Origin of the sequence: Pseudomonas protegens CHA0, assembly GCF_000397205.1 — a bacterium.
GTDB classification, from domain to species: Bacteria; Pseudomonadota; Gammaproteobacteria; order Pseudomonadales; family Pseudomonadaceae; genus Aquipseudomonas; species Aquipseudomonas protegens.
The window spans coordinates 6,324,041-6,336,197 of record NC_021237.1; the positions used below are offsets into that span (position 1 = coordinate 6,324,041).

The 12,157-nt window shown below is 64.6% G+C and carries 8 protein-coding genes and 1 pseudogene; 4 read left to right on the top strand and 5 right to left on the bottom strand.

What is annotated here, in order from left to right:
* The first annotated feature begins 27 nt into the window (after positions 1-27).
* The 3 genes from PFLCHA0_RS28345 (at position 28) to PFLCHA0_RS28355 (ending at position 3,613) form a co-directional block, all read left to right on the top strand.
* Positions 28-1,068: a threonine aldolase family protein gene (locus tag PFLCHA0_RS28345; RefSeq protein ID WP_015637302.1), complete on the top strand. Its 1,041-nt coding sequence runs from the start codon at positions 28-30 to the stop codon at positions 1,066-1,068.
* A 275-nt stretch (positions 1,069-1,343) separates the two neighbouring features.
* Positions 1,344-2,789, top strand: a complete 1,446-nt coding sequence (locus PFLCHA0_RS28350) for a purine-cytosine permease family protein (protein ID WP_015637303.1) — start codon at positions 1,344-1,346, stop codon at positions 2,787-2,789.
* The gene (locus PFLCHA0_RS28355) at positions 2,786-3,613 is read left to right on the top strand and encodes a nitrilase-related carbon-nitrogen hydrolase (protein WP_011063908.1); all 828 of its coding nucleotides are present in this window, start codon (positions 2,786-2,788) and stop codon (positions 3,611-3,613) included. Before PFLCHA0_RS28350 ends, PFLCHA0_RS28355 begins: the two co-directional genes overlap by 4 nt.
* Positions 3,614-3,691: 78 nt before the next feature.
* Here the strand turns inward: PFLCHA0_RS28355 and gbcB are convergent, their stop codons facing one another.
* A complete protein-coding gene (gbcB, locus tag PFLCHA0_RS28360; protein ID WP_011063909.1) occupies positions 3,692-4,792 on the bottom strand; it encodes a glycine-betaine demethylase subunit GbcB in 1,101 nt (366 codons plus the stop codon).
* A gap of 291 nt (positions 4,793-5,083) precedes the next feature.
* Between gbcB and gbcA the strand changes: the two genes are divergently transcribed.
* Entirely contained in the window at positions 5,084-6,379 is a 1,296-nt protein-coding gene (gene gbcA, locus PFLCHA0_RS28365; RefSeq protein WP_015637304.1) for a glycine-betaine demethylase subunit GbcA, read from the top strand.
* Positions 6,380-6,793: 414 nt separating this feature from the next.
* On the opposite strand, the pseudogene PFLCHA0_RS31500 reads toward gbcA, so the two are convergent.
* The 4 genes and pseudogenes from PFLCHA0_RS31500 to dgcB form a co-directional block, all read right to left on the bottom strand.
* Positions 6,794-7,089, bottom strand: a pseudogene (locus PFLCHA0_RS31500) (hypothetical protein); the annotation flags it as partial.
* Between the two features lie 1,051 nt (positions 7,090-8,140).
* A complete protein-coding gene (etfB, locus tag PFLCHA0_RS28375) occupies positions 8,141-8,911 on the bottom strand; it encodes an electron transfer flavoprotein subunit beta (protein WP_011063912.1) in 771 nt (256 codons plus the stop codon).
* A gap of 9 nt (positions 8,912-8,920) precedes the next feature.
* On the bottom strand, positions 8,921-10,141 hold the full coding sequence (etfA, locus tag PFLCHA0_RS28380; RefSeq protein WP_015637306.1) for an electron transfer flavoprotein subunit alpha: 1,221 nt from the start codon (positions 10,139-10,141) through the stop codon (positions 8,921-8,923).
* Positions 10,141-12,090: a dimethylglycine demethylation protein DgcB gene (gene dgcB, locus PFLCHA0_RS28385; RefSeq protein ID WP_015637307.1), complete on the bottom strand. Its 1,950-nt coding sequence runs from the start codon at positions 12,088-12,090 to the stop codon at positions 10,141-10,143. Before dgcB ends, etfA begins: the two co-directional genes overlap by 1 nt.
* Between the last annotated feature and the right edge of the window lie 67 nt (positions 12,091-12,157).

Consider the following 12,157-nt stretch of genomic DNA (forward strand, 5'->3'; position numbering starts at 1 on the left):
GCACCATCATCGACCACGGAGCCGGCCATGACCGACAAGAGCCAACAATTCGCCAGCGACAACTACTCCGGCATCTGCCCCGAAGCCTGGGCCGCCATGGAGCAGGCCAACCACGGCCACGAGCGCGCTTACGGCGACGACCAGTGGACCGCTCGCGCCTCGGATCATTTCCGCAAACTGTTCGAAACCGACTGCGAAGTGTTCTTCGCCTTCAACGGCACCGCCGCCAACTCCCTGGCCCTGTCGTCGCTGTGCCAGAGTTACCACAGCGTGATCTGCTCGGAAACCGCCCACGTCGAAACCGACGAGTGCGGCGCCCCGGAGTTCTTCTCCAACGGCTCCAAGCTGCTGATCGCCGGCACCCAGAATGGCAAGCTGACCCCGGAATCGATCCGCGAGATCGCCCTCAAGCGCCAGGACATCCACTATCCCAAACCGCGGGTGGTAACCCTGACCCAGGCCACCGAGGTGGGCAGTGTCTACACCCCGGAAGAAGTTCGCGCCATCAGTGCCACCTGCAAGGAACTGGGGCTGAACCTGCACATGGACGGCGCGCGCTTCTCCAACGCCTGCGCCTTCCTCGGCTGTACCCCGGCGGAGCTGACCTGGAAGGCCGGCGTGGACGTGCTGTGCTTTGGCGGCACGAAAAACGGCATGGCGGTGGGTGAAGCGATCCTGTTCTTCAACCACAAGCTGGCGGAAGACTTCGACTACCGCTGCAAGCAGGCTGGCCAGCTGGCCTCGAAAATGCGCTTTCTCTCCGCGCCCTGGGTCGGCCTCCTGGAAAACGACGCCTGGCTCAAGCACGCCCGCCACGCTAATCACTGCGCGCAGCTGCTGGCCCAACTAGTGGCCGACATCCCTGGCGTGGAACTGATGTTCCCGGTGCAGGCCAACGGCGTGTTCCTGCAGCTCTCGGAACCGGCCATTGCCGCGCTGACGGCCAAGGGCTGGCGCTTCTACACCTTCATCGGCAAGGGTGGCGCGCGCTTCATGTGCTCCTGGGATACCGAAGAAGAGCGCGTGCGCGAACTGGCAGCGGACATCCGCACCGTGATGAGCGCCTGACCCACCACCCCCGCCTGTAGGAGCTGGCTTACCAGCGAAGAGGCCTGCAACCCGGGCGCAGCTCTCACGGACGCCTTCGCCGGCAACCCGGCTCCTACAACGGCCAGCGCACCTCCCACCCCGTAGGAGCTGGCTTGCCAGCGAAGAGGCCCGTCAAGCACGCCCCCTTCATCAGTTCACAAATTCCTGAACTGATTATTTGCCCCCACTGATTCAACAACCGCAGCGTTTGTCCGAGACTCCGGGGTCGACCTATAAAAATAAGGCTGTACCCCATGACGACTTCTTCTTGCGTCACCGAGAACGCCCAGCCTCCCGGCCTGAAGATCGAAACCCGTTCCATCGACTACGTGCCGCGCAACGAGCGCCACGGCAAAGTCTGGCACCAGGGCCCCTTCTGGTTCACCGGCAACTTCGTGCTCACCACCATGGTCACCGGTTTCACCGGCGCAGCCCTGGGCCTCGCCCTGCAATACGCCATCCTGGCGATCGTCATCGGCGTCTGCCTGGGCACCTTCTGCATGGCCTTCCACGCCAACCAGGGCCCGCGCATGGGGCTGCCGCAGATGATCCAGTCCCGCGCCCAGTTCGGCCTGCGTGGCGCCATCGTGCCGTTCACCGCCGTGGTGTTCGTCTACATCGGCTTCAACGTGTTCAACGTGATTCTCGCCACCGATGCCATCAACACCGTGATTCCCGGCGCCCGGGCGCCCTGGTACACCCTGATGATCGCCGTGGCGGTGCTGATCGCGGTGATCGGCCATGACCTGCTGCACACCGTGCAGCGCTGGCTGACCTACGTGATGATCAGCGTGTTCGCGGTGCTCACCGTCAGTGCCCTGCTGACCCTGCAGGCCGACTCGGCCCTGGCCGACCCGCAGTTCTCCTGGTCGGCGTTCCTGATCCAGCTGTCGGCCGCCGCCGGCTACCAGATCAGCTATTCGGTGTACGTCTCCGACTACTCACGCTACCTGCCGCACCAGACGCCGTCGCGCCAGGTGATCTTCTGGACCTACCTGGGCGCCGCCGGTTCGGCCCTGTGGCTGATGTCCCTGGGGGCGTTCCTGGCTTCGGCCCTGCCCTCCCCCGATGCCATCGCCAGCGTGCGCGAAGTGGGCAACCGGGTGATCCCCGGCTTCGGCACCTTCACCGTGCTGATCGCAGTGCCGGCGCTGGTGGGCATCATGGCGGTCAACTGCTACGGCGCCATGCTCACCGGCATCAGCGCCATCGACGGCTTCAAGTCGATCAAGCCCAACCTCAAGAGCCGGGTCTGCGGAATCGTGCTGGTGGCGGTGGTGATCTTTCTCATCGCCATGAACATTCCCGAGAGCTACCTGGGCAGCTTCAACACTTTCGTGCTGCTGATGCTGTATTTCCTGGTGCCCTGGACCGCAGTCAACCTGGCGGACTTCTACCTGGTGCGCAAAGGTCGCTACGCCATCAGCGACATCTTCAATCACACCGGGATCTATGGCCGCTGGTCCAGCGCCGGGCTGCTGGCGTATTTCCTCGGCCTGCTGGCGATGGTGCCGTTCATGTCCCTGAGCTTCTTCCAGGGCCCGCTGTCCCAGGCCCTGGGCGGCGCCGACATTGCCTTCGTGGTTGGCCTTGCCGTGGCCGCGCTGGTCTACTGGGCGCTGACCCGCAACCTGGACCTGGACGCGGAGCGCCTGGCCATCCAGGCCAGCGAGCAGCAACTGGAAGGAGGCGCGCAATGATTCCTCAGGCATCCCTCAAGGTGGCCTGCCAGCAAGTGGCCCCGCGCATCGGCGACCTTAAGTACAACCGCGCCCTGGGCGCCGAGGCGATACGCCAGGCCGCCGCCCGCGGCGCCCAGGTGGTGGTGCTGCCGGAACTGGTGCAGAGCGGCTATGTGTTCAGCGACCGCAATGAAGCCCTGGCACTCTCGGAAAGCCTCGACGGGCCGACCCTGAGCCTGTGGAAAACCCTGGCCGAAGAGCTGCAGGTGGTGATCGTCGGCGGCTTCTGCGAGCGCCTGGACCAGGAGCGCGTGGCCAACAGCGCGGCGCTGGTCGAACCCGAAGGCAGGCTGACGCTGTACCGCAAGGCCCACCTGTGGGATCGGGAAAACCTGATCTTCACCCCGGGCGACGAACCGCCGCCGGTGGTGGCGACCCGCTTCGGGCCGATCGCCATGATGATCTGCTACGACCTGGAGTTTCCCGAGTGGGTGCGCCTGCCAGCCCTGGCCGGCGCGGCCCTGCTGTGCGCCCCGGTGAACTGGCCGGATGGCCCGCGCCCGCTGGGCGAGCGGCCGGCGGAGATGGTCCGGGTGCAGGCCAATGCGGCGGTCAACCGGATGTTCATCGCCGCCTGCGACCGCTGCGGCGAGGAACGTGGAGTGAACTGGGTGGGCGGCTCGACCCTTGTCGATGCCGACGGTTATCCACTGGCGGGCAGGGATCGGGAAAGCGCCGAGCAGTTGCTGTTGGCGGAGCTGGACCTGACCCAGGCCTGGCACAAGTCCATCAGTGAACATAACCATGTGCACCTGGATCGGCGCCCGGCGTTGTATCAGTAACCGAAGGATCAGCTTGCACCTGTTCGCTGGCAAGCCGGCTCCTACAGCAAACGGATGCAGGGGCCGGTTTGCCGGCGATCAGAACTCCACGCGCACGTCGCCCTTGGGCACGCTGCAGCAGGACAGGATGTAGCCTTCGGCTTCGTCTTCCTCGGTGATCCCGCCGTTGTGCTCCATCTCCACCTCGCCCCCCAGCTTGAGCACCTTGCAGGTGCCGCAGATGCCCATGCCGCAGGCCTTGGGAATCATCAGGCCAAGCTTGGCCGCCGCCGCGTGCACGGTTTCCCCGGGGGCCACGCGGATGCTCTTGCCCGAAGCGGTGAACTCCACCTGATGCAGGTCCGCCAGGTCCGGCTCCGGCGCCTCGGCCGCCTGTTCGGCGTGTTCCACCGCATCGGCCCGGGCTTCGGCCGGGGTCGCGCCGAAGGATTCCTCGTGGTAGCGCGCCATGTCGAAACCGGCGGCTTCCAGCAGCCGCTTGACCGCGCTCATATAGGGCGTGGGGCCGCAGCAGAACACTTCCCGCTCCAGGAAATCCGGGGCCATCAACTCCAGCATCTTGTGGTTCAGGTAACCGCGATAACCGGCCCAGGGCTCGCCCAGGCCGTGCTTTTCGCAGATCAGGTGCAGGCTGAAGTTGTCGATCCGCGAGGCCATGTGCTCCAGCTCGCGGTGGTAAATGATGTCCTTGGGGGAACGGGCGCTGTGGATGAACACCATGTCGACGTTGGCGTTGGTGTCGTAGAACCAGCGCGCCATGGACATCACCGGGGTAATGCCGACGCCGCCGCTGAGGTAGAGGATCTTCGGCGCCGGAAAGTCGATGGCGTTGAACAGCCCCACCGGCCCGTGCACCGCCAGTTCCTGGCCTTCGTGCAGGGTGTCGTGCAGCCAGTTGGAGACCTTGCCGCCGGGCACGCGCTTGATGGTCACCGAGAAGCTGTAGGGCACCGAGGGCGAGCTGGAGATGGTGTAGGAACGCATCACCGGCTGGCCCTCGATCTCCAGCTCCAGGGTGACGAACTGCCCAGGCTTGAAGAAGAACATGATCGGCTGGTCGGCCATGAAGCAGAAGGTCCGCACGTCCCAGGTTTCCTGGATGACTTTGACGCAACGGACGATGTGACGGCCATTGGCCCAGGTCTGGGTGGTTACCGGGTTGAGGAAGGTGTTGGACATGCTGTTCTCCACGGCCGACGGTCGGCGTCTTGTCAGCGATTCTGCGTAAGGCTTCTCGCGCCCATTTACCTATCTGCGACATTCACATGCTTATCGCGACCAGCCCCCAGCTGCCGGGGCTGGCGCGTCGGGAACAGATTGGGCCATGTCGCCCATGGATAAGGTTCTTGGCGCCTGCGGACCCACACTCGCCTCAACGACAACAGCCGTTTTTTTCGTGACTTGCGTAGCACCCACCGTAGCCACTAATTAATTCGCCGGCCGCACTGAACGGCCATGAGGACTTGAACGATGGACGTCACCGCAACCCTGAGCTTGGGCGATCCGCTGGAACCTGCACGCAAGGCCACTGCACAGATGCTGCAGGAACGTGAGCGGACCTTTTCCCTGCCGCAGCCGTTCTACTGCGATGAAAGGCTGTTCGATATCGACATGCAGGAGATCTTCCAGAAGGAATGGCTGATCGCCGGCATGACCTGCGAGATCCCTACCAAGGGCAACTACATCACCCTGCAGATCGGCGAGAACCCGATCATCGTCATCCGCGGCGCCGACGGCGTGGTCCACGCCTTCCACAACGTCTGCCGCCACCGCGGCTCACGGCTGTGCACCAGCGACAAGGGCAAGGTCGCCAAGCTGGTCTGCCACTACCACCAGTGGACCTACGAACTGGACGGCCGCCTGCTGTTCGCCGGCACCGAGATGGGCGCCGACTTCGACATGAAGCAATACGGCCTGAAACCGGTGAACGTGAAGACCGCCGGCGGCTACATCTTCATCTCCCTGGCCGAGAACCCGCCGGCCATCGACGACTTCCTGGCGACCCTGGCCCATTACATGGAGCCCTACGACATGGAGAACACCAAGGTGGCGGTGCAGACCACCTTGCACGAAAAGGCCAACTGGAAACTGGTGCTGGAGAACAACCGCGAGTGCTACCACTGCGGCGGCTCGCACCCCGAATTGCTGAAAACCCTGCTGGAATGGGACGACGTCACCGACCCGCGGGCCGACCAGGCGTTCAAGGACCACGTGGCCGCCTCCGCTGCCGCCTGGGAAGCCGAGAAGATCCCTTACGCCCACGCCAGCTTCGGCCTGCGCAACCGCATCGTGCGCATGCCGCTGCTCAAGGGCACCGTGTCCATGACCCTGGACGGCAAACAGGGCTGCGCCAAACTCATGGGCCGGATCAAGAACCCGGACCTGGGCTCGATGCGCATCCTGCACCTGCCCCACTCGTGGAACCACTGCATGGGCGACCACATCATCGTGTTCACCGTGTGGCCCATCAGCGCCCAGGAAACCATCGTCACCACCAAGTGGATCGTGCACAAGGACGCCGTGGAAGGCGTGGACTACGACGTCGAGCGCATGCGCCAGGTGTGGGACGCCACCAACGCCCAGGACCGGCGCCTGGCGGAAGAGAACCAGCGCGGCATCAACTCCACCGCCTACCAGCCCGGCCCGTACTCCAAGACCTACGAGTTCGGCGTGGTCAACTTCGTCGACTGGTACAGCGAGCGCATGCTGAGCAACCTGGGGGCGGAACCGGCGCCTTACCTCAAGGGTGTTCCGGTCACCGGCTGACACTGCAAGCACCGCAGCGGCTACAAGGCTTGTGTAGCCGCTACCGCAGGCTGCGAACGGCTTGGGCGGCATTCCGACGCAGCAGGCGCAGCGATCTTGAGAGCGCCTGAGGTCCGGCGGAAAACCGTCAAGCAAGGTCCTGCGGACCTTGTCGCAGCCTCGCGGGCTCGGCAGCGGCTACAGGGCCTTCGGGGCCGCGACCAGCTGACCGCGCCGGTCTCGCCGATGAAGGTCTCGCTGATCTGCGGGCCGTCCAGCCTCACCTTCACATAGCCATTGCGCACCCGTAGCGGGTAGTTCGGGTCGTCTGCCGAAAGGGTTTCCGACCATTGCACCTGGGTGTTGCCCTTCAGTTCGCTGGTAACGCCATAGGGAATCGCCCCATGGCCGATGCAGCGCCCATACATGCCGTCCCTGGGCGCTGTCCAGGTACTGGAAGCGCACGATCCAGCCGTCGCCGTCACGCTCCAGATGGCGCACCTGGGCCTGGCAGAAAATCTGCGCACCGTGATTGCGGTGGTGTTCTTGGCCTTGTTGTTACAGCCCCAGACGCAGTCGCCACAGTGGTTGCACGGCAGTTGCTCGACCCCGACGTGGTTGAGGTTGTTGGGTAACTTGGCGAAGGTCACGTTGATCGGCGGCTTGTAGAAATGCGCCTCCTGCTTGAGAAAGTCCGCGGACTTCTGGTTGGCCTGGAGCTTGGCCAGGGAAACACAAACTGTGGAAAAAGTGCCAACCGGCGGCAGCCCGGGGGTGCAGCTATAGGCGGGCACGCTGGTTGGTGGCGCGGCGGCGGGTGCGTCGAGGGAGAAAGGCGCGGATCGCGGAAGCCTGTGATGAACGACAGTCCATTGCCTGAGCTCCCGGGAACCGGATGTGGATAAGTAACTGCCAGGTCCTTGTGGCATCCGTGAAGACAGGCCACTTGCCAGTGTCAAGGCAGCCATTAGAACTGTATGAAATTTGATCTATTGCCGTGCAAGCCATGGATTACAAGGGGTGCAGCCTTCGACGAACACCTTATCCACACCTTGGCCCACAGCAACTGTGGGCAAGTTCCTCTGGCTTGGGGATATTTCGCCGGGCAATGGCAATAAAATCCGTAACTTATGTAGAAAGTGCTGTTTTACAAGACATTGATCATTTTTTGAACACATCCATCAAAGCCATGTATTCAGAAGGCTACAGAGGAAGGCGAACACCTTATCCACAGAACGGCCAACAGACTTTGGGGGCAACTCGGGTGCACGAGTCATGCACTGTGGAAAACCGCCAAACGCCGCGCATTATCAGGGCCACGCCAGGATATTCTGCGGAAAAACCAGCATTTGGTCGTTTTTTGAACAAAATCTTGAAAGCCCCGTTCTGCAAGGGATACAGCGCTAAGCGAACATCTTATCCACAGAAGCGCCAACAGACTTTGGGGGCAACTGCTGTGCAAAAGTCTACCCGAGGGTTTTCCCATCATGGAAAAAACGCCATAAAAAACGCCGACTTAGCCTGATCAAAAATCGTACAGGCGGCGCCAGGGCCCGCTGCACAAGGGCTGGAGCGAGGCGCGAACACCTTATCCACAGGTCCGCACACAGGGATTGTGAGTAACCCTACCCCCCTGTCGCGAAAGACGGCCGGGAATTGTGCAAAACCGCGCCGGCCTCTTCGCCGGCAAGCCGGCTCCTACAAGGCATGGGTACATTTCCCTCCCGTAGGAGCTGGCTTGCCAGCGAACAGCGGTGCCAGGGGTTGTGCATAACCCTGAGGTCAGCGCACTACGCCTTCTTCGATGAGCAATTTGAGAATGGCTTCGGCACCCGCCTCAGGGCTGACGCCCTTGAGTACCTGGCCGGTGCCGCCGCTGGCCTTGGCGGTAGCGGCTTTCATGCGGTCGGCGCCGCTCTTGGCCTTGATCACTTTCAGGCGCTTGGGGCGCGGCTTGGCCGGTTGCAGGCTGGAGCCTGTGAACAACTCGTCCTCCACCACCAGCACCTGGTCGGTTTCGAGCACGCCCCGGCGCGCCGGGCCGTAGGCGCTCTGGCGCGGCTTGGGTGCGGCGTTATCCACAGTGGCGAGGAATGGCAGGCGCACCTTGAGCCGGCGTCGCTGGCCGCGAGGCAAGGCTTGCAGGACATGGGCCACGCCATCGCCCAGGGACTCGACCTGGGCCAGCCCCACCACCAGCGGCCAGCCGAGGTTTTCCGCCAGCAGGAATGGCAGCATCCCCGAGCCCTCGCCGGTTTCCGCCTGGCTGCCGGTGAGCACCACCTGGGCGCCGGCATGACGCAGGTACTGGGTCAGTGCCGGCAGGGCATCGGCGCCCGCCGGCTGCTCCAGCACATGCAGCTGTTCCAGGCCCATGCCCAGGTAGGCGCGCAGGGCCGGTTCGGCTACATCGCCGGCATGCAGCACCTGCAACTGCGCACCGGCCAGTTGCAGGCCCAGTTCCACTGCCCGGGCATCCTGTTCGGCACGCCGCGGGCGGCCGGAGGTGGGGTGGGCGCCAATCGAAATCAGGCTGATTACATTGCTGTGCATAACATCCCCTTAAGCCGCATCGCGCTTGGCGTCGTTGCGGTAGGCCGCTACCGCCGCGATCAAGGCCTTGAGAATCTCCGCGCTGTCGCCAATCACCGACAGGTCGGCACGCTTGATCATGTCGCAACCCGGGTCGAGGTTGATCGCCACCACCTTGTCGCAGGCACCAATGCCTTGCAGGTGCTGGATCGCTCCGGAAATCCCCACCGCCACATAGACCCGCGCGGTGACCCAGATACCACTGGCCCCCACTTGCCGGTCGCGGGCCATGAAGCCGTCGTCCACCGCCACCCGCGAAGCGCCTTCGGTGGCCCCCAGGGCGGCGGCGGTCTGGTGAAACAGCGGCCAGTCCTTGACCCCGTTGCCCCCGGAAAAGATGAATTCGGCCTCGGCCATGGGAATCGCCGCCGGGTCCACCGCCACTGCGCCCAGGTCTTCGATCCGCGCCAGGCTGCGGGCCACGCTTGTGGATAACTCCACCGGCAAGGCTTCGTGGCGGGTTTCGCTGACCGGCTCCGCGCATTCGGCGGCGGCCAGGATCAAGCGCGCCACCGGCCGCGCCAGGTCCTGCAGGCCGGCGCCGGCACGGCCGATGCACTGCCCGTCCTTGACCTGCCAGACCCGGGTCGCCGGGCGTTCGCCCAGGGCCGCGGCAAAGCGCCGGCCCAGTTCGCCGCCGCCGGTGCGGCTGTCGGGCAGCAGCCAGTGACGCGGGCTGAACTGGTTATCCACAGCCCGCAGGCCCTGCACCCGTTGCTCCGGTGCATAACCTTCGAACTCGCTGCCTTGCAGCACCAGCAGGCGGTCGACACCCGCGGTGGCGAAGGCCGATTCCTTGTGCTCGCCGAACACCACCGCCAGCACCGCGCCGTCCTGGCCCGCCAGCTGATGGGCCAGGCCCAGAAGGTCGCGGTCGTGGCTGCTCAGGCGGCCACCGACCATGTCCGGCACCACGCTGATGTAGAACGCCGGCTGCGCCACTTGATGCAGCGGCAACTGCACCTCGGCCGCTGCCGTGCGCTTGGCGCTGCCGCCCTGCTGGGCGCCACTGCGGTCGATGCGCTTGAGGCCGTTGGGGCCGATGAAACCGATGCCGTGGGGGTTCTTGCGGATCAGGCCATTGGGCCCCATCCAGCTGTGTTGCGCCGGCTGCATGGCCGCGTGCAGCGGGTGCAGGCGGTTGCGGGCGATCCACTCGGCCCGGGGATCGCGGCGGATAATGTCGCTCATCAGTGCACCTCCGCAGGTTCAGGTTTCACCGACGCCGGCGCTTTGCTCGGGGCGGCGTCTTCGAGCAAGGCATCGGCTACCAGTTCGGCGATGTCCTTGATCATCGGCCGCGGCTCCACCACCCCTTCGAGCATCGCCGTGCACTGTGGACAACCCACGGCCACCAGCTCGGCGCCGGTTTCGCGGATGTCCTGCATGCGCATGTCGGGAATCCGTTGCTTGCCCGGAATGTCGGTGATCGGCGCGCCGCCGCCACCGCCGCAGCAACGGGAACGGAAGCCCGAGCGCTGCATTTCCTTGATCTCGATGCCCAGGGCCCGCAGTACCTCGCGCGGCGCTTCGTATTCACCGTTGTAACGGCCCAGGTAGCACGGGTCGTGGTAGGTCACGCTATTGCCTTTGTGCTGGCCCAGATTGAGGGCACCAGCACCAATCAACTCGGCCAGGTAGGTGCTGTGGTGCTGCACCAGGTAGTTGCCATCGAAGGCGCCGTACTCGTTCTTCAGCACATGGAAACTGTGGGGATCGCAGGTGACGATGCGCTTGAAGCGGTACTTGGCCAGGGTCTGGATGTTGCGCTTGGCCAGCAGCTGGAAAGTCGCTTCGTCGCCCAGGCGCCGGGCCACGTCACCGCTGTCGCGCTCTTCCAGGCCGAGCACGGCGAAGTCCACCTTGGCCGCCTTGAGCACTTTGACGAAGGCCCGCAGGGTGCGCTGGTTGCGCATGTCGAAGGCGCCGTCGCCGACCCAGAACAGCACGTCGGTGCTTTGTTTGTCGCTGAGCAGGGACAGGTTCAGGTCCGCCGCCCAGTTCATCCGCCCGCCGGGGTTGAAGCCGCCGGGGTTGTCGGTGGCAATGAGGTTTTCCAGGACCTCGGCGCCCTTGTTCGGCGTGGCGCCCTTCTCCAGGGTCAGGTGGCGACGCATGTCGACGATGGCATCGACGTGTTCGATCATCATCGGGCATTCCTCGACACAGGCCCGGCAGGTGGTGCAGGACCACAGGGTCTCGGCGTCCACCAGGCCGTTGACGATGGGCTGGTGCGGGTTGCCGCCGTGTTCGCCGATGGCCTTGCCAGGGTACGGGCTGCCAGCGAACTGCGCGTCGGTACCGCCGGCCAGGCCGACCACCATGTCCTGGATCAGTTTCTTCGGGTTCAGCGGCTGGCCGGCGGCGAAGGCCGGGCACGCCGCCTCGCACTTGCCGCACTGCACGCAGGCGTCGAAGCCCAGCAACTGGTTCCAGGTGAAGTCCTTGGGCTTTTCCACCCCCAAAGGCGCGTTCGGGTCTTCCAGGTCCAACGGTTTGAGGCCGGTGGAGCGTCCGCCACCAAAGCGCTCGGCGCGCCGGTGCCAGGCCAGGTGCAGGGCACCAGCGAAGGCGTGCTTCATCGGCCCGCCCCAGGTCATGCCGAAGAACAGCTCGGACACGCCCCAGAGCACACCCAGCGCAAGCAGCGCCGCCAGCAGCCAGCCACCGAAGTTTTCCGGAAGGATCCCGGCCACCGGCAGGGTCGCCACGAAGAAGCTCACGGAGAATGCCAGCAGGCTTTTGGGCAGGCGCATCCACGGCCCTTTGGACAGCCGCGCCGGCGGGTTGCGCCGACGCTTGGCGACGAACAGCGCGCCGACGAACATCAGCGTGGCGGCCAGCAGCAAGGCATAACCCAGGATGCGGTTGTGCAGGCCGAAACCGTGCACCAGGATCGCCAGCACGGCGGCCAGGACAAAGCCCCCCGCCGTGGCCACGTGGGTGTTGGCCATGTATTTGTCCCGGGCCACCACGTGGTGCAGATCCACCATGTAGCGCTTGGGCATGGCCAGCAGGCCGCCAATCAGATCGACCTTGGAGGCTCGCCCCCGGCGCCACATGGCCACGCGTCGCAGCGCGCCAAGGACCGCAAGGCCGATGGCGGCGAACAACAGAATGGGAAGAAGGGTGTTCAACATGGTGGAGCTCCCAAAGACCTGGGGCCTTGTAGGAGCTGGCTTGCCAGCGATCAGGCAGCACGCGGTA

Coding starts and splice junctions, on each gene's coding strand:
- etfB (WP_011063912.1), bottom strand. CDS start 8,911: ATGCACAGCAATGTAATCAGCCTGATTTCGATTGGCGCCCACCCCACC.
- PFLCHA0_RS28345 (WP_015637302.1), top strand. CDS start 28: ATGACCGACAAGAGCCAACAATTCGCCAGCGACAACTACTCCGGCATC.
- PFLCHA0_RS28350 (WP_015637303.1), top strand. CDS start 1,344: ATGACGACTTCTTCTTGCGTCACCGAGAACGCCCAGCCTCCCGGCCTG.
- dgcB (WP_015637307.1), bottom strand. CDS start 12,090: ATGTTGAACACCCTTCTTCCCATTCTGTTGTTCGCCGCCATCGGCCTT.
- gbcA (WP_015637304.1), top strand. CDS start 5,084: ATGGACGTCACCGCAACCCTGAGCTTGGGCGATCCGCTGGAACCTGCA.
- PFLCHA0_RS28355 (WP_011063908.1), top strand. CDS start 2,786: ATGATTCCTCAGGCATCCCTCAAGGTGGCCTGCCAGCAAGTGGCCCCG.
- gbcB (WP_011063909.1), bottom strand. CDS start 4,792: ATGTCCAACACCTTCCTCAACCCGGTAACCACCCAGACCTGGGCCAAT.
- etfA (WP_015637306.1), bottom strand. CDS start 10,141: ATGAGCGACATTATCCGCCGCGATCCCCGGGCCGAGTGGATCGCCCGC.